The organism is Dorea longicatena (assembly GCF_024168045.1).
GTDB lineage: Bacteria > Bacillota > Clostridia > Lachnospirales > Lachnospiraceae > Dorea_A.
This window is the reverse complement of sequence record NZ_CP100126.1, coordinates 2,610,762-2,627,686: the sequence shown is the minus strand read 5'-3', so window position 1 is coordinate 2,627,686 and position 16,925 is coordinate 2,610,762. Positions and strand designations below refer to the sequence as shown.

The 16,925-nt window shown below is 37.6% G+C and carries 17 protein-coding genes and 3 pseudogenes; 18 read left to right on the top strand and 2 right to left on the bottom strand.

The annotated features are described in order from the left end of the window. Positions 1-236: 236 nt before the first annotated feature. Positions 237-837: pseudogene (locus NKF87_RS14520) on the bottom strand (tyrosine-type recombinase/integrase). Positions 838-1,503: 666 nt separating this feature from the next. Here NKF87_RS14520 and NKF87_RS12505 point away from each other — a divergent pair. The 12 genes and pseudogenes from NKF87_RS12505 (at position 1,504) to NKF87_RS12450 (ending at position 12,305) form a co-directional block, all read left to right on the top strand. After that, positions 1,504-1,932 carry a sigma-70 family RNA polymerase sigma factor gene (locus NKF87_RS12505; protein WP_253583641.1) on the top strand — a complete coding sequence of 143 codons (429 nt, stop codon included), beginning with the start codon at positions 1,504-1,506 and terminating at the stop codon, positions 1,930-1,932. 522 nt (positions 1,933-2,454) lie between these two features. Next, positions 2,455-4,420, top strand: a pseudogene (locus NKF87_RS14515) (ATP-dependent DNA helicase). Between the two features lie 155 nt (positions 4,421-4,575). Next, positions 4,576-5,700, top strand: a complete 1,125-nt coding sequence (locus tag NKF87_RS12495; protein WP_055215247.1) for a tyrosine-type recombinase/integrase — start codon at positions 4,576-4,578, stop codon at positions 5,698-5,700. Positions 5,701-6,906: 1,206 nt separating this feature from the next. Next, a pseudogene (locus tag NKF87_RS12490) lies at positions 6,907-7,338 on the top strand (tyrosine-type recombinase/integrase); the annotation flags it as partial. Next, positions 7,313-7,696 (top strand): DUF6262 family protein, encoded by a 384-nt coding sequence (locus NKF87_RS12485; protein WP_055261959.1) that lies wholly within the window; start codon positions 7,313-7,315, stop codon positions 7,694-7,696. The pseudogene NKF87_RS12490 and the gene NKF87_RS12485, both read left to right, overlap by 26 nt. Positions 7,697-7,836: 140 nt before the next feature. After that, positions 7,837-8,580, top strand: a complete 744-nt coding sequence (locus tag NKF87_RS12480; RefSeq protein ID WP_006426953.1) for a hypothetical protein — start codon at positions 7,837-7,839, stop codon at positions 8,578-8,580. Between the two features lie 590 nt (positions 8,581-9,170). Then, positions 9,171-9,413 (top strand): hypothetical protein, encoded by a 243-nt coding sequence (locus NKF87_RS12475; RefSeq protein WP_253583639.1) that lies wholly within the window; start codon positions 9,171-9,173, stop codon positions 9,411-9,413. A gap of 5 nt (positions 9,414-9,418) precedes the next feature. Beyond that, positions 9,419-10,261 carry an NAD-dependent protein deacetylase, SIR2 family gene (locus NKF87_RS12470; RefSeq protein WP_253583637.1) on the top strand — a complete coding sequence of 281 codons (843 nt, stop codon included), beginning with the start codon at positions 9,419-9,421 and terminating at the stop codon, positions 10,259-10,261. 48 nt (positions 10,262-10,309) lie between these two features. Further along, on the top strand, positions 10,310-11,290 hold the full coding sequence (locus NKF87_RS12465; protein ID WP_242998860.1) for an NAD-dependent protein deacetylase: 981 nt from the start codon (positions 10,310-10,312) through the stop codon (positions 11,288-11,290). 192 nt (positions 11,291-11,482) lie between these two features. After that, positions 11,483-11,647, top strand: coding sequence for a hypothetical protein (locus tag NKF87_RS12460; protein ID WP_181978337.1), 165 nt, complete (start codon positions 11,483-11,485; stop codon positions 11,645-11,647). Between the two features lie 3 nt (positions 11,648-11,650). Continuing rightward, a complete protein-coding gene (locus tag NKF87_RS12455; protein ID WP_055182629.1) occupies positions 11,651-11,866 on the top strand; it encodes a hypothetical protein in 216 nt (71 codons plus the stop codon). A 22-nt stretch (positions 11,867-11,888) separates the two neighbouring features. Further along, positions 11,889-12,305 (top strand): hypothetical protein, encoded by a 417-nt coding sequence (locus NKF87_RS12450; RefSeq protein ID WP_055195465.1) that lies wholly within the window; start codon positions 11,889-11,891, stop codon positions 12,303-12,305. 51 nt (positions 12,306-12,356) lie between these two features. Here NKF87_RS12450 and NKF87_RS12445 read toward each other — a convergent pair whose 3' ends face one another. Beyond that, entirely contained in the window at positions 12,357-12,872 is a 516-nt protein-coding gene (locus tag NKF87_RS12445; protein WP_028087387.1) for a helix-turn-helix domain-containing protein, read from the bottom strand. Between the two features lie 237 nt (positions 12,873-13,109). Between NKF87_RS12445 and NKF87_RS12440 the strand changes: the two genes are divergently transcribed. From NKF87_RS12440 to NKF87_RS12420, 6 genes are all read left to right on the top strand, one after another. Next, a complete protein-coding gene (locus tag NKF87_RS12440) occupies positions 13,110-13,466 on the top strand; it encodes a hypothetical protein (protein WP_227097836.1) in 357 nt (118 codons plus the stop codon). Continuing rightward, entirely contained in the window at positions 13,366-13,590 is a 225-nt protein-coding gene (locus NKF87_RS14510; RefSeq protein WP_334294258.1) for a Fic family protein, read from the top strand. Before NKF87_RS12440 ends, NKF87_RS14510 begins: the two co-directional genes overlap by 101 nt. 118 nt (positions 13,591-13,708) lie before the next feature. Further along, on the top strand, positions 13,709-14,785 hold the full coding sequence (locus tag NKF87_RS12435) for an SPFH domain-containing protein (protein WP_253583635.1): 1,077 nt from the start codon (positions 13,709-13,711) through the stop codon (positions 14,783-14,785). 1 nt (position 14,786) lies between these two features. Beyond that, entirely contained in the window at positions 14,787-15,341 is a 555-nt protein-coding gene (locus NKF87_RS12430) for a hypothetical protein (RefSeq protein ID WP_253583633.1), read from the top strand. Between the two features lie 237 nt (positions 15,342-15,578). Continuing rightward, positions 15,579-15,893, top strand: coding sequence for an autorepressor SdpR family transcription factor (locus NKF87_RS12425; RefSeq protein WP_117992070.1), 315 nt, complete (start codon positions 15,579-15,581; stop codon positions 15,891-15,893). Between the two features lie 169 nt (positions 15,894-16,062). Beyond that, on the top strand, positions 16,063-16,902 hold the full coding sequence (locus tag NKF87_RS12420) for an SdpI family protein (RefSeq protein ID WP_253583632.1): 840 nt from the start codon (positions 16,063-16,065) through the stop codon (positions 16,900-16,902). Positions 16,903-16,925: the final 23 nt, after the last annotated feature.

The window sequence follows — 16,925 nt, the reverse complement described above, 5'->3', positions numbered from 1 at the left end:
TAAAAAATGTGTTCGATTTTTTGATTTATTAACTAGAATTAATGAATATAAATATAAATGGAGTATATGATACAATGAATAATAGATAATAAGAAATTATCCACTAAAAACGGAACTATCAGATGAATGAAAAATATAAAGGAATAAATTTTTTAATGGAACAAAATGTTGAATATAGATAATTTGAATCTAAAAAGCAGCCTTGAAAGAGATTACTTGCAAGGCTGTTGAAACTACTATAATTGATTTATTATATTCAAGCTTTTACGAGGATGTTTGGCTTTAAGAATATCTTTTTGCTTTGTCATAGTCACATGTGTATATATTTCAGTCACATTTATTGAACTGTGTCCCAACATAGTTTGAATATAACGAATGTCAACATTCTGTTCCAAAAGTAATGTGGCAAAAGAGTGTCGAAACATATGGGGAGTAATATGTTGACGAATTCCAGCAAGATGACAATATCTATTGATCATGTTTCTTAGGCAAAGGGATGGTTTTCGGAAGTATAATTGGTTCGCGAAATCTTAATTGTAATTTGGCGAAAGGATTATGAAGTATTATTTCTTTGTATTCAAGATGATGAAAGAGAGCTTTTAAAGAAGCAATTTTTCGTTTTACAGTTTTGGGGGCATATTGTTGATGCAACTTTGCTATATATGTTTCTAAAAGGGGAACAGTAAGTTCTGAAGCTTCGATTATCCAAATTTGCTCGGAAAATTGACGTAGGTCTATACGATATGCTTTTAATGTTTGTGAATCTAAGCGTTTTTGTATTCTGCAATACTCCAAATAGTTTTCAATGGTAAATTGTTCATAATATAATCTCCTCATTTGTTTTTTTCTTAAGAATAATCGTACATCGATTTCAGAATATCGTAAATATTTAGAAGTGTTTGATTGGGAAGTATGAGGAAAGAAGTATTACTTTAAAGGAAATTACTTGTATGATGAATGAATTTTACCGTTATAAATAATTAAAATCTTTCAAATATCACAAGTATCTATTTTACATCTCAAAAAGAGGTAGAATGCAATTATGGAATAATAAAAATATTATCGCATAAGATTGACACAAAATAATAAAAATAATATAATTTATTTAAATAATAATGAAAAGAAATACCGAAAATACGAAAAGATTAGCAGATGTAGATGTAGTATATGAATTGAAAGATGGTGTTTTAATAAAAAATAAAGTAGAAGACTATCATGAAAGATGAAAAAATATGAGAACCTACATAATGAAACGTTTTTTATAAAAAGTAAAGTTATGCAATAAAAGTGATAATGATTTTTTGTTAAAAGCAACTTGATAGAAGGATTTATATCAATGAATTTGACTGAAAAAACAAAAAGGTAAAAAGAAGAAGTGTTGTAATCGAACAGATTGCAACATTTTTTTTTCGATGTTTTTCGAAAATGGTAGTTTGTCATGCATCCGGTCACCGCCATGCTCCGATTTGATTTCTATACAAAAATCAGATCGGAGGAAAGATAATGGCTTATAACAAAGCGAGTGAAGAACGAAAATGGCGTTATTGGAAGGAACAGGAAGAAAAGAAACTGCGTGAACTGGGAATGGACGAGGAAAAGATTCGGAAATTAAGACAGATGGACTGGGAAGATTTTCTGGAAGAACGCAGATACCGGGAACGGTTGGAAGAAACGATGCAGGAGATTGATACAGGAAACCCAGAGGACGGTGAACCGTTTGCAATGGATGTCCGGGAACTCTTAGATCATGTGGGAGATAGACGGTTGTATGAAGTGTTAAAGGATACGGAGCATCAGACACTGGAGATACTTTTGCTTAGTACATGGGGATATTCGATTAAGGAAATCGCAAATATTATGGGTCTTCCGAAGGATACCGTTTATACGAAAAGAAAGATTTTGCGGAAAAAATTGAAAAATTTTAAATTTTGAGACAAAAATGACGAATTTCGTCGGCTATTTAATAGGCAGGTAAATTTTGCTAGTGTACTTTGACAATCCTATACCAGCATTACAGGTACGTTCCCGTAAGTAGAAGCGTGTCAGGAAGGCGCGAGGACAAATGAAAATGACAGCAAAGAATACAAAAAATTCTTTGCTGGTGTTTTTGTTTCGAGCGAATCAGCTTTAACTGAAACAGGATCGTGGCGGTCTTTTGCGAGGATCACTTACGAGGGGATAATGATACATAGGAACTGCCAGTGAGCAGAGGATGGACTTTGGGTTGTAATCAGCAAGACCTTTAGAAAATCCATGAGCGGTGCAATGCCAAGCATCCGCCTGTAATGTTCCCGTAAGGCAATGGGGGAGTCGAGGACAAATACAACGCCAAAAAACAAAAGTATAAGAAATCAAGGAAGAATGTGTCGTTGATATCAGATACATGCGGCTGTAGGGAGTAATCCTTTACAGCCGTATTGATGTGGTATCAGCACGCATATCAGGTAACAAATTATGTATTACACAAAAGAATATTTAAAAAGAGCACATCGTGAAATTGATACAATCTTTCGTGTGCTGTTCCCGGAACATGGAATGGCAGTAAGGGAAGAACAGATTATGTTATGCCACGAAATGCTGGATAACCTGCTGGGAAGAAACATAGCACTGTGTGACGCAGGTGTCGGTATCGGCAAGACGTATGCTTATCTGGTGGCCTGTGTTCTGATGAGAAAATATTCCCTCCTTGCAGAAGGATGTTCCCCTTATGAGCAGCGTCCGGTCGTGATATCCACTTCCAGCATTGCACTCCAGAAAGCAATTCTTACAGAATATATCCCTTTTCTCTCCCGGATTCTTCAGGAGAACGGGACGATTCAGGCCCCCATTAAAGCTGTGATACGAAAAGGGAAAGAGCATTTTGTCTGCGATGAGAGGTTGGAGCAACGAATCGTTGCAATCGAAGAGAAAAACAAAAATGCGTTGCAGAAAGAAACGCTGTTGTCGTTGAAAGAACATTATGATATGGACGAAGTGTCCAACTTAAGTGGGTTTGACAGAAGGATGGTGAGTGTACCGAAGTTCTGTTCGGGAGACTGCCCGAAAAGAGGTTCGTGCAGATATCAGCAGTATTTGGAGCGTTCCAGAGATAATGAAATGTTCATTCAGATCTGTAATCACAATTATCTGTTGGCTGATGGTTATCACAGACTGCAGGATTACCGCCCGTTATTGAAAGATTACGGGCATTGATTATAGATGAAGCACACAAACTGCCGGATGCAGCAAAGCAGATGTTCGGGAAGAGCCTGTGTTATGACGATATCCGGGAAATCTGCTTTTATCTTGGAAAAGAATATCAAGGACCGGAGATAAGAAAACTGTCCGGTATGATCCGGATGGTGCTGGACATCATAGGAGAAAACCACAGAACCAGATATGGAATCAAAGAAGAATTCCACATGACAGAAGAGTGTGCAATGTATTTATATGAGGGGATACAGACCATGAATAAGATCATAGAAAAATTAGAAAAGAAGATTCCGAAGTGGATCAGAAACAAGCTGGAAGAAACCAGAAGTGTGCTGGAATGCTTTTTCCATCAGGATAAGAAGTATGTGCTGCATCTGAAGCAGGACCATGACCACCGGATTATATTGTGTGCATCCAGCAGACGGATTCCGCAGTACCTGGATCAGATGTTATGGAGCAGAGGTATGGGAGCGATTCTTACAAGCGGAACTTTAAAAACCGGACAGGGATTTTCCCACATTCGGAAAATGACAGGATTACAGAGAGTGCGGAGAGTCCGGGAATATGTGGCAGACTCCCCGTTTGAATATCAGAAAAACTGTCTGTTATATCTGCCAAAGGATTTGAAAAAATGCAGAAGAGGAAGTCAGGAAGAGGCAGAGATGATAGCAGGGCATATCCATTCGCTGATCTGTTCGACTTACGGACATACGCTGGTGCTGTTTACATCTTATCATTTGATGGGAAACGTTTACCAGATGTTAAGGGATGAAATTCCGTTCCCGATGATAGAAGTGTGGAGACATTCCCCGGAAGAGATCACAAGATTTAAGCAGATGGATAATGCTGTTCTTTTTGCAGCCGGCTCCTGCTGGGAAGGAGTGGACTTCCCCGGAGATATGGTATCCTCGTTAATTATTGTAAAACTACCGTTTGCTGTTCCAGATCCCATCAGCGAAGCACAGAAGAAGGAATATGCTAATCTGAAAGATTACATTCAGGCAGTGATTGTTCCAGACATGCAGAAAAAACTAAGACAGGGATTCGGACGGGCTCTCCGCACCGAGACAGACACTTGTGTCGTGTCCATTTTAGACGAGCGTGCAGGAGAAGGTGGCAGGTATCACGAAGAAGTGATGTGTGCGCTTCCGAGCTGCAAGATGGCAAAAGATATCAAGATGTCCAGCACTTTATCCGAAACCGGAAAGGCGTGGAATACTACCTGTAACCGTTCGTGGTTCTGCTACAGAAAAAGCAGATTTTGCACGAAAAGTTTGGTGGTATTTCAAGGGCGTTTTCGGTGGGATTGTTGGTATTGATGAATAGCTATTTCGGCATGAAGTGGGTATACTGTGTATAGCGTTAGAGGAAAGGAGGCAGCTTATGATATACAAGGTGGAAACGATAAAAGATGGAACAGAAAAATATTTTTTCATCAGAAATCTGGAAACAATGAGCATTGAAGAACTGCCAAGTAAATATCTAATGCATAAGATTAAATGTAAACGTTCACCAAATACAGTGAAACGCACAGCATTTTCAATCTGCTATTATATGAAATATATGGCAGAGAAAGAAATGGAACTCACAGAAGTCTATCAGTTAGATTATGAAAAACAGACAGAATACTTTGTGGAATTTTTATACTGGCTTAAAGCCGGAAACCATACAGAGCAAACGTCTGGAGAAAAGAAGTGTCCGAATGAAGGAACCTGCAACGCATACTTAAAAGATGTGTTCAGGTTCTATTTATTTATAGAGGCAGAATATGAACAGTACGGAAGTCTCAAAACCTTATCGTATAACCAGATTATAGCGGTTAATCAGGTGGGAGTAAAAAAGGTACTGCGGAATCATTCTTTTAAAGCCTATCTGAAGGAAGAGGAACATCGTGGGAGAACAGCAAAAGAAAATCAGATTATTACAATTTTACAGGCCTGTACGAACCGAAGAGATCAGCTTCTGCTGCTTATGTTAGCAGAAACCGGATACAGAATCGGGGAACTACTGGGAGTAAAATATGTCAAAGATATTGATTATAGGAATCACATGATAAGGGTATGCTTCCGGGAAGATAATGAAAATGAAGCAAGAGCCAAAAATGCGGAATACAGAAGTGCCAAGATAAGTAATGATACGTTTGAATTTCTCATGGATTATCTGGCAAAATATCGGAAAATTCTGCAACATCAGGATTACCTGTTTGTGAATATCATGGGTGAGAACATTGGAAAGCCATTAAGAGTGGACAGTGTATATGATATGTTGGACCGAATGGAAAAGAAAACGGGAGTTAAAATCACACCCCACATGTTACGTCACTATTTTGCAAATATGCGAAAGCAGGCAGGATGGGAACTGGAGATGATCAGTCAGGCATTGGGGCATAAACATTTGGATACGACTATAAAGTATCTGGACTGGCTGGATGATGAACTGATAGAAGCAAGTAATGAGTTTTATGCACAACACACTGCTATTTATGGGGCGGAACGTCTGCTGGAGTAGGGAGGTGTGAGAAATACCTATATATTTATTGCAACAGGCAGAACGCATAACAGAATCTGAAGTAGATATTGAGAAGAAAAAGCAGGAACTATATTCAGAAATTGATGCACTTGGAATAAAAAGTGATTCAAGAATTAACAAATTGAAAAAGTTCTTGGCGGATAGAAAAATCTGGCATCTGGAAGAAATGGATTATCCTTTGCGAAATTCGTATGAACAATATTTAAGAGGACAGATACGATCACAAATTGTATCTTTCTATTTGAAAATATATGATACGGTAAAACAACAACATATCTATCAACAGATGCAGACGCTAAATGGAAAGCGGATATATGAATGGAAATATCAAAATAAAATTTATTTTCTGAAGTATTATCCGGAAAAGAAAATAGCTGAGACTTTTGAAACTTCTTATAAAACAAACCTATTGGTGTGGGATTTTACACAAAATTGTTCAGAAGTTTTAAAGAAACAAATTTTTTATACGTTGAGTCGTATCATTGCAAATACTTCAATGTCTAAGGCTTATAGAAATGTCAGGTTAAAATCTTTAAAACTTCTTTATGATTCTTGTGTTCAGTTAAATATTACGGATGTTGGATTGCTGGAAATGGAACAAGTGGAAACTATTTTAAAGAATTTTCCCGAAACGAGTCAACGAAGTATTTTAGGTGAATGCAGAAGAGATGCGTTTATGCAGCAGGAACAGATCCAATGGGAAGCAAATGTATGGTATCTGGAACGATTACATCTTGGAAAACATCGAATAGACGAAAGTAAATCCTTAATTAGCATTTCTTTTATGGAAGTCAAGGAAATACAGAATCGAGAAATTTTACAGGCATACATGAAATATGAACTGGGAATTACTGGACAGGCAGTCAGCACGATTGTACGAAGATTTGTATGTATTAGAAATTTTATTGAACTGCTGGAACAAGAAAAGATACTGGCGATTCATGCAACTGTCGTAGAAGTAAAAAAGTATGCAGACGGCTTGCGAGAACGGGGAATACAGGCAAAGGGATTTAATGAAAGAATTTTCGGTATCGGTCATTTTTATAAATTCATGGAAGTTAAACAGTATATTACAAGAATGCCATTCCGAATTGAATATTTCCAACAAAAAGAAGTAGTAGTACATCATGATCGTAGCGTTGAGGAAACAGTATATATGGAAATTTTGAAAAAATTATATCTTTTTCCAGAGCGATTGCAAAACTGTTACAGAGTTCTATTGAATATACACAGGAAAAGTTCGGTGATACAGAATACATATTTGTTAATGAAAAAGAACCTGACCGCCCGATGCAGTATATGGCTATAAAAACAAAAGTCATGTCCATGATACAGGAAAAGCAGTTGAAAGATGATCATGGCGAATTATTCGGGTTTGGAACGCACATGTTCCGGCACTACTATGGCGTCAAACTTACAGAAATGCATCTGGATGACTGGACGATAGCGAGACTATTGGGGCATAAAAGACTGAATAATGTACAGCATTACCGGAAAATGAGCAATCAAAGAATGGCAGACGAAACCAGAGAAGTAAGACAGATGATGAGTGACATCATATATATGAGTCTGGCAGGATGGGGTGAAGAATATGAGCAAATACGACAAGATGATTGAGGAAAATCAGAGAAAAAGTAAAGAGAAAATTGAACTGGCATTGCAAGCAATACAAGATATGCTGGCAAATAAAGAACGTATCAGTGTTCCAAAGCTGATGAAGAAAACCGGATTGTCGAGAGGATTCTTTTATAAAAATCCAACCGTCCGAGATACATTGAACCAAGCAGTAGAGCAACAGGCCGGAATGATAGATCCAAGAAGAGAAATTCTGAACATGGCGATGGAAAAACAGATTGAACTGCTGAACCAGAAGGTAGCAGCTCTAACCAGAGAAAATAAGGAACTGAAGAGAAAGAACGAAAAGTTACAGAAGGCATTACGGAAACAGGATTTGAATTTTATTAAGAACTTATAACATTGAAAATAATAAGATGGAAGAGATGTGTGCAGACACATCTTTTCATCCTTGAGGATAAAATATATAGAATGAGAATGGGATTGTTTTATGGTATACTAAAAGTGAAATGCTAACTTTGATATGAGGTATAAAACAATATGACAGAAATACAAATTAAAAATTTAATTAAAGAATATGAAAAAGAATATATTGAGTTTATGGAAATTGAGAAATTACCACAGTATAAGATAGATTTTTTTGAAATTAATGTTGAGGAAAGCGATGCAGCAGGATTCGCTTCAGCCGCCCAAGCTTACTATAATACGAAAACAGATGAACATATATTAAGGATATGCAAAAGTTCGGAAATACCAAGGTATATTGTGTTTCATGAATTTACGCATATTTTAGATACGGAAATGTATGCAAAGCAAGATTCTTGGAAATATATGGCTTTGTCTGGTTATACAGAATATCATGCAGCACAAGTTGAATTGATGATAATGTTAGGAGCAGATAGTATACAAACTCAAGATTTTTCATTTACAGTTGATGTTGAAATAGGTAATAGTACAGTTAGGAATTACCTAAACTCAAGACATCAATTAGTAGTGAATATGATGAATAGAACAGATTTTCCAAGAGATATTGAAGCATTAAAAACAACGGTAGGTGTGCTATATAATTATTTTGGAGTGCGTTCTATATGTAAAATGTATGCGAAAGATTATACTGAAGAAGTGGATAACACAATTATTATTCAGAAACTTTCAAAAGTATTATTTGAAGAGATAAATAGCTTTATGGTTGGATGGTTTAATGAAGCACAAGTAGAGCTGAGCTTTGTGTCATATATGAAAATAATGTGGCCTATGCTTCAAAGCTATTTTGGAAAAGAATGAAAGATAGTAACAGTAAACACAGTTTTGTATACAGTTAAACCCAGTAAAATCAACGCATGAGGGGAACTGGCTACATTTTACTACCCTATATGGAGGAATGTTTACAAGATTTCAAGGAGTGGTATGGACTGAAATCTCCTTTTGACGGTTTTTACTACTGTTATTCATCGCCGGAACAACAGTGGGCATATTATGCACGTTACATACAAAGTATGTGGGATGCACCTACAGGACAGCCATACTATGACCTGCGTGATATTGTGGCGGAAAAAGAAGTCTTTGTTTTAACAACCAATATAGATATGCAGTTTGAACGGATTTTTCAGAAAGAAAGGATTTGCGATTATCAAGGTAACATCGGCTATCTTCAATGCAGTCAGCCTTGCCATGATCAAATTTATTCCAATGTAAAAATGATTCGCAGGATGAACGAAAATATCCGGGAGCTGCGAGTTACTTCCGAGCTTCTGCCAAGATGTAATGAGTGCGGGAGAATCATGGTTCCCTGGGTAAGGGATGATACATTTTTGGAGGGGAAAGACTGGAGGGAAGGTGTAAGGCGATATGAGAATTTCCTGAAAAAATATCTCATGAATGGAACAGATAAGAATGTTGTACTGCTGGAGCTGGGGGTTGGTGAGATGACACCCAGTATTATTAAACTTCCTTTTTGGGAAATGACATACAAAAATGAAAAGGTGTTTTATGCTTGTCTGAATCAGAAGAAATCTTCAGTTCCAGAGCATATAAAAGACAAAGGCATTTATATAGCAGGAGATTTGGCAGAAACCCTGCGGGATTTAAAAGAAAACATAGCGGGAAAGGAAATGTGATGAAGATGAATGTATATCAAGAGATAAGTCAAATCATCAAAGAAGCAGATGGTATTTTGATTGGAGCCAGTAATGGTTTGTCTATCGCAGAGGGATATAATATTTTTGCAGATGACGCATGGTTTCAGGAAAATATGGGAGATTTCAGAGAAAAATACGGACTGTGTTGTGTTTTACACGGATTTTCAGTGCCAATGAAGGTAGAAGAAAAGTGGGCGTTTGTAAGCAGACTTGTTAAGGCAAAAGCTATGCAGGATGAGCCGAGTGAGATTATGAAAAACATCTATGCACTAGTAAAGGATAAAGAATATTTCGTAGTAACTTCCAATGCGGAGGATCATTTTGTGCCGGCAGGTTTTGAGGCAGATCGTGTTTTTGAAATGGAAGGGAAATTAACCCAGATGCGGTGCAAGAACAGATGTCATGATGAGGTCTATCCTAATCAAAAAGCAGTTCTCGCCATGACAGAAGAGGAAGTAAACGGAAGAGTACCCAAAGAGTTACTGCCGAAATGTCCAAAATGCGGTGGAGATATGGAAGTAAATTGGGGTGAGATGTCCTCGTTTACAGAAACGAAAAATTGGAAGGAAAAGGCTGCCCGCTATCAAGAATTTATTCAGAATTTACATGGAAAGAAGCTGGTAATTCTGGAATTTGGCATTGGTTGGAGAAATCAGATGATTAAAGCTCCTTTGATGCAGCTAGCAGCAGTAGAACCACAGGCAAGATATATCACATTTAACAAGGGCGAAATTTACATTCCAGAGGAAATCAAAGAAAAATCCATCGGTGTGGATGGTAATCTTACGGTAGCGTTAAAGGAAATCAGAAAGGGAAGGATAGACTAAGTAAGATGGTTAAAGATATTACAGTTGTGAGATAGGAGAATGAAAAAAATGAGCTGTTATGAAAATTTGGTAATGAAAACACAAATGAACTATTCCAGACACTATAGTACCTATGCATCCGGCGGTACTGCTGTAGTGTTGAGCAAACAAAAACCACTTCCTTATGAGGAACAGATTCAGGAATTTGTTCGCAGAGTGCAGGAGGCAGAGAGTATCATAGTAGGCGGAGCATCCGGTTTATCAGCGGCTGGAGGTGGTGACTTTTATTATAGTGATACCCCTTCTTTTCGTGAGCATTTTGGAAAATTTGCAGATAAGTATGGATTCAAAGGTGCTTTTAGCGGAATGATGCATCGGTTTTCTACAAGAAATGAACACTGGGGATATGTGGCAACCTTTTTAAATACTACACAAAATGCCCCTATCAGAGAGCCATATCTGGATTTGGATAGAATCTTGCAGGGAAAGGACTTTCATATCTTAACGACTAATCAGGATACACAGTTTGTAAAAATTTATCCGGAAGAAAAGGTCAGTGAGATTCAGGGAGATCATCGTTTCTTCCAGTGTTCCCAGTGTTGTCAGGATGAAACATGGGATGCCGTACAACCCGTGGCAGATATGATTGCGGCTATGGGAGAGGGGACAATAGTGCCGGATGAACTGATTCCTCGCTGCCCTCATTGTGGTGCGGAAATGTTTCCGTGGGTAAGAGGATATGGGAATTTTCTGCAAGGGAAAAAATACGAAGAAGAATATGAGAAAATCTCAAAATACATTCAAAAGAACAAAGATAGAAAAATTCTCTTTATAGAACTTGGAGTAGGGCGCATGACACCGATGTTTATACAGGAGCCGTTTTGGGAACTGACAAACAGCTTGAAAGATGCATATTATATCTCCGTAAATTCAGAATATCAGTTTTTGCCGGAATTCATTGAAGATAAGGGGATTGCTATTTTGGGAGATATAGGAACAGTGTTAAAAGATTTGCGGAAAGCAAAAGAGGAAAGTGCATTTGTATGTTAAGTTGATTCTGTTTGAAAAAAATACTGCTATATAACCAAAAGGCTCAGGGAATTTCCTCTGGGTCTTTCTTAAGATTCCTCAAAAATTGAGAATTACATATGTTCAATTCTTTGTATTAGGTATATATTTTGAAAAGTTGTCCGGTTATACTGACAATATCAAAAGGCAGAACTGTTAGAATGAGGTGAGCAGATGGATACAGCACAGAAAATAAGGTTAATTCGGATGATTGAAAAAATAGAGAAGAATCCAGAATTCAGTAGTAAAATTGGTGTGAGAAATACATCTGAGTTTATATCAAGTAAACAATCAAAAAAAATGAATGATTCAAATCATAACAGGAGTCAGAAGGAGTAGAATATGTTATCGTTACTATTTGTTATATGCATGATCTGGTTTATTGGAAAATTTTTTATATTTGGTGTAAAAGCATCCTGGGGAATCTTAAAGCTGCTCTGTACAGTTGTATTTTTCCCGGTGATTTTGATAGGAATGGTTGTTGGCGGACTGATTTATATTGCATTTCCATTGTTGATCATCGGCGGAATCATTGCACTTATATCATCTAACTCATAAAAATACGAGGAGGGAAGAAATTATGGGATATGATATAGAAAAAGAGAAACGAGAAGCGATTGAAGCAGGACAACGTGCGTTAAGTAGTCTTCGGACAGCAGAAGAAAACCTGAACAGTGCAAAAAATTGGGGCTTGGTGGATATGTTTGGCGGTGGATTCTTTTCTACGATGTTGAAACACTCCAAGATGGATCAGGCCAGACAAAATATGGAACAGGCGAAATATGATCTTCGTAATTTCAGCAGGGAATTAAATGATGTGAACATGGCTTGTAATCTGAAGATCAATACTGGAGATTTCTTATCCTTCGCAGATTATTTTTTTGATGGATTTGTTGTGGATTGGATGGTGCAGGATCGAATCAATAATGCCAGACATCAGGTGGAAGAAGCTATCCGCAGAACGGAATACATCATAAACCAGTTACAGCATATGTAAAGGAAAGCGGCAGTGGACCATAAATAGGTTTGCTGCCTTGTTTTTTCATACTTATTTTTGTTTCTTTTTTTCTTCTCTGAGCAATTCGATGTTTAGTCCCTGCTCTCCGGCTGTTTTGTCAACCCAGAGATTCAGAGAATCTATTGCCAGAGAAATTTCATCCAGTTTGTTGCTGATAAAAGCAAAATCCTTGATTTCATCATCGCTGATCTTACCGTCACGGGCAATCTGGATCAGACGTGTGGTAAGAGGATTAATCTCATTCAGACTGGCAATGGTTTCCAAGATTATATTGGATAAGTCAGAAACTTCGACTTCCGGGACATAACGATGTCCGATTTCACACTTATGAGAACAATAATAATTGCAGAGATCCGGGCGCTTGTAAGCATCAGCCATCTGGATGATATCGTAAGGTGTGGGTTCCTGCATTTCATATTCAAACTTTTCAATTTTAGAATCAGAAACAGCAGTCATTTTTTCGCTGGCTTCTGATCTGGTAAGACCGGCTTCTTCCCGGCAAATCTGATAAATTGTTTTATTTTCTCTTGTAGATTGTTTCCCCATGAGAATAACCTCCCTGTATATCGCAAAACATGAGGATTATCGGGTGGTAAGTCCACATGCTGTACGTCTATTTCCTTTATGAATTTCATTATACTTGAAGCAGCAAGAAACAACAAGAGATAACAGGAAGGAGCAAGTTATAAATTTTTTGAAAAAAATTATGTATAATTAAGCAAGAAATAAGCAAGAAAACACGCAAGATAATAAGCAAGATGAAATGCTGAGAGGTGAAAAATTATGGCAGATTATACTCCAACGTTTACGATTACAAACACAATGTTGGATTGCGTTGCATCTATATCGGAGAAAATCGGAAAAATGAGTGCATTAAAAAATTTGGAAGCAAAACCTCATTTAAGAAAGAACAATAGGATTAGATCCATTTATTCATCTTTGAGAATTGAAGCAAATTCGTTGAGTATCGGTCAGGTAAGAGATGTTATCAGTGGACAACTTGTATTGGGCGAACAAAAAGAAATTCAAGAAGTAAAAAATGCATACGCATGTAACAGAATATGTAAAAAAATTATTGAATGTTATGGAATACGAAGTGCCATATACAAGCACTGTTTTGATGGAAAAACTCGGACTTAAGTCAAAGGAAACTTTTCGCAAAAATTACATGAATCCGGCTATGGAACTTCAGTTGGTACAAATGACAATTCCAGAAAAACCGAAAAGTAGAAACCAAAGATATATAAGAAGAAACAGAGGTTGACTCCTTTCGCCAGGAAAGATATGATAAATATAATGAGAATGGGGCTGCTTGCTGTAGTATGACGCAGACAGAATCTGGCAGTGAGACGCTGCAAATCAGAAAAGTGGGGGACTTTAAGATGGAAATAATGGATGTTATAAAATATAATGGAAGGCCGGATGTCTTCGCATGGAAATATCCGGGTGAAGAGCTTGGAACATGGTCGCAGCTGGTAGTTAATCAGTCACAGGAAGCCGTGCTTGTAAAAGGTGGAAGTGTGGCAGATGTGTTCGGACCCGGAACGCATACGTTGGATACAAAGAATATTCCGATTCTGAATAAGATTATTAATCTTCCGTTTGGCGGGAAATCTCCGTTCAAGGCAGAAGTATGGTATATTAATAAAGGATATTACCTGGATATTAAGTGGGGAACGCCAACACCGATTCAGATCCAGGATCCAAAGTATGGAATATTTATTCCGATACGCTCGAATGGAGCGTTTGGAATTCATGTAACAGATTCGGTGAAGTTTCTGGCAAAACTTGTGACAACCATGAATGTTTTTGACGCAGAGACTGTAACGAAGTATTTCAGAAGTTTGTATGTGACGAAGATAAAGGATACGATTTCTTCATATCTGCTTCACAGAAAGATCAGTATTCTTGAGATGAATGCGTACATAGATGAAATTTCACAATATATGAAGGAGACAATCTGTCCGATAATGGAAGAGTATGGACTGGGACTGACTTCATTTTATGTAAATGAAATCAGTACACCGGAAGATGATCCGTCTGTGGGAAAACTCAAGGAGGCTTTATCCAAGCGTGCCGAGATGGAGATTATAGGCTACAATTATCAACAGGAGAGATCCTTTGATACATTGGAAAATGCGGTCAGTCACGGGAATGCAGATGCAGGTTCTGTGATGGGAGCCGGAATGGGACTTGGAATGGGATTCGGCGTTGGAAGAGAGATGGGAAACCAGTTTTCTTCTATGGCACAGAATATAGATTTGCGTGGCGGATATAGAAAATCAAAATTCTGCCCGCAGTGTGGGAGCGAAGTTCTGGCGGATGCAAAGTTCTGTTCTGAGTGTGGAAGCCGTCTTATAAGCAAAGAGAGACACTGTACACAGTGTGGAACTGTGCTGGAAGGGAATCTACGTTTCTGTCCGGAATGTGGAAAACGATTAGATGGGGAGGAAATATAAAATGTTGATCATGAAAAAGATTCTGTCAGTTGTGAGGATTATCGGAGGAACATTTTTCCTTCTGGTTGCAGCAATCTGTGTGGAAGAATGGTTCTCTGATCCGGCATATGCAGCGGATATGGAAATTTCGGGATTGATTATGTGCATTGTTCTGGGAATTTTCGGGGTGATCTTGATTGTGCTCGGAATCCAGACACTCCGTCTGCAAAAGCTTTATCGAGAATATAAAGAGATTGCAGAAGCTTCGAATGATGGATTTATCCCGGATATGGCAGCGATTCTTAGCCAGCCGGAGGATAAAGTACGTCGAAATCTTGAAAAATTGTGTAAAAAGAAATATTTTAACGATGCTTATGTGGATAACAAGGCAAAGTTATTTGTTCGAAAGGATCAGATGAATCAGAAGATTGGTAACCCCTCTTTTACAAAGACGGTCAAACAGACAGATGCAGAACTTATTACTGTAAAATGTAAGGGATGTGGTGGTATCAACAAAATTCAAAGAGGAGCCGTGGGCGAGTGTGAGTATTGCGGTTCGCCAATCAGCGGGGAATAATAAAAGAAAGACCTATTGTGGAACCATTATCCACGATAGGTCTTTCAAAGTGAAACTGTAAATACTATTCTGCAGTAACTGTAGCACCGAAAGCCCCCATTACTTCCGAATTCGCTTCAGCATACACACCAAACTGTCTCTGGTAATCGGCTAATTTTTCCTTTGCATTCATTTTTATTTCTTGACATATAATGCATCTGGAATTACAATACACTTAACAATTAGGTTAAATGTTGAATGAGAGGGCGGGATGAATTTTTGGGTATACAAGATACATTAAAAGCATTGGCTGATCCAATACGACGCGAGATTTTGAATTTGTTGAAAAATGGTCGGCTTTCAGCCGGAGAGATATGCGAACATTTTTCAGTAACGGGAGCATCTATATCAAGACATCTGGCAGTATTAAAGGAGGCTGATTTGATTCGAAACCAAAGAGAAGGAAAGTTTATTTATTATGAATTAAACACTTCCGTGTTGGAAGATGTCATGTTGTGGATAACAGACTTGAAAGGAGCATCGGACGATGAAGGAAATGATAAAAAATTATAGAGGTACATTAATTAGCTCTGGACTGGTAATTCTTGCAGGGATTCTGGTAGGTTTTACGAGTATACAGGGTAAGTGGTTAAATGTATTTTTTATAGTGATGCAATGTGCGCTTGTGACAATCATATTTTATGATAACAGGAACAGACAACAAAGTCGCAAGGTTATAGGGATGACTATATGGATCATACCTGTTATTACATTGATTTATAACGGTATTGCCAGATTGGTCAACATGGGAGCAGATACAGAGAATTTATTTATGGCATTGATTTATTATGGAACAGGTTTAATGTTTATGGTTATAGGAAATTATCTGCCAAAGGTAAAACAGAACAATACGATAGGAATCAGGGTCGTATGGACATTGCAGGATGAAGAAAACTGGAATGCAACGCATAGATTCAGTGGAAAGATATGGGTGGCATCAAGTATTCTGTGCATGCTTTGCGGTCTTTTTGCAGAAAGCATAGCAGCACTCGTTTTGTATATTGTAAGTATTATGGCAGCCGCAATCATCAGTGCTCTTTATTCCTATCTCTTTTATAAGAAAAAGATAGGAACCGGAGAAAAATTAAAAATTCAGTATAACAAAAAAGTAATGGTGGTGTACGGAATCGTAACAATTTTAACTATTATATTTATTATAGTGACTTTGTTTTGGGGAAGTATTGACATTCACTTCCAAGATAACAATTTTACTATCGAGGCGCAGGGATGGAGCGATTATACAGTAGCCTATACGCAGATTGACAGTATCTCATACGAAGAGAATTTATTACAGAACTCGAATGATTATAGAACCAATGGTTTGGGAAATTTTAAATATGCTATGGGAAATTTTAGAAATGATGTTTATGGAAATTATATCCGTTATACACATTCGTCCTGTCATTCATATGTAGTCATGAGTGTAGATGGAAAAATATTGGTTATAAATGGTGAAAATGATTCGGCGACAGAAGAAATATATCATACTATCAGTGAGAAGATGTCACGGGAATTAGAATAGAGTCATCTCATTCTCAAAACTGA

Coding starts and splice junctions, on each gene's coding strand:
- NKF87_RS12505 (WP_253583641.1), top strand. CDS start 1,504: ATGGCTTATAACAAAGCGAGTGAAGAACGAAAATGGCGTTATTGGAAG.
- NKF87_RS12495 (WP_055215247.1), top strand. CDS start 4,576: ATGATATACAAGGTGGAAACGATAAAAGATGGAACAGAAAAATATTTT.
- NKF87_RS12485 (WP_055261959.1), top strand. CDS start 7,313: ATGAGCAAATACGACAAGATGATTGAGGAAAATCAGAGAAAAAGTAAA.
- NKF87_RS12480 (WP_006426953.1), top strand. CDS start 7,837: ATGACAGAAATACAAATTAAAAATTTAATTAAAGAATATGAAAAAGAA.
- NKF87_RS12475 (WP_253583639.1), top strand. CDS start 9,171: ATGAATGGAACAGATAAGAATGTTGTACTGCTGGAGCTGGGGGTTGGT.
- NKF87_RS12470 (WP_253583637.1), top strand. CDS start 9,419: ATGAATGTATATCAAGAGATAAGTCAAATCATCAAAGAAGCAGATGGT.
- NKF87_RS12465 (WP_242998860.1), top strand. CDS start 10,310: ATGAGCTGTTATGAAAATTTGGTAATGAAAACACAAATGAACTATTCC.
- NKF87_RS12460 (WP_181978337.1), top strand. CDS start 11,483: ATGGATACAGCACAGAAAATAAGGTTAATTCGGATGATTGAAAAAATA.
- NKF87_RS12455 (WP_055182629.1), top strand. CDS start 11,651: ATGTTATCGTTACTATTTGTTATATGCATGATCTGGTTTATTGGAAAA.
- NKF87_RS12450 (WP_055195465.1), top strand. CDS start 11,889: ATGGGATATGATATAGAAAAAGAGAAACGAGAAGCGATTGAAGCAGGA.
- NKF87_RS12445 (WP_028087387.1), bottom strand. CDS start 12,872: ATGGGGAAACAATCTACAAGAGAAAATAAAACAATTTATCAGATTTGC.
- NKF87_RS12440 (WP_227097836.1), top strand. CDS start 13,110: ATGGCAGATTATACTCCAACGTTTACGATTACAAACACAATGTTGGAT.
- NKF87_RS14510 (WP_334294258.1), top strand. CDS start 13,366: ATGCATACGCATGTAACAGAATATGTAAAAAAATTATTGAATGTTATG.
- NKF87_RS12435 (WP_253583635.1), top strand. CDS start 13,709: ATGGAAATAATGGATGTTATAAAATATAATGGAAGGCCGGATGTCTTC.
- NKF87_RS12430 (WP_253583633.1), top strand. CDS start 14,787: ATGTTGATCATGAAAAAGATTCTGTCAGTTGTGAGGATTATCGGAGGA.
- NKF87_RS12425 (WP_117992070.1), top strand. CDS start 15,579: ATGAGAGGGCGGGATGAATTTTTGGGTATACAAGATACATTAAAAGCA.
- NKF87_RS12420 (WP_253583632.1), top strand. CDS start 16,063: ATGACTATATGGATCATACCTGTTATTACATTGATTTATAACGGTATT.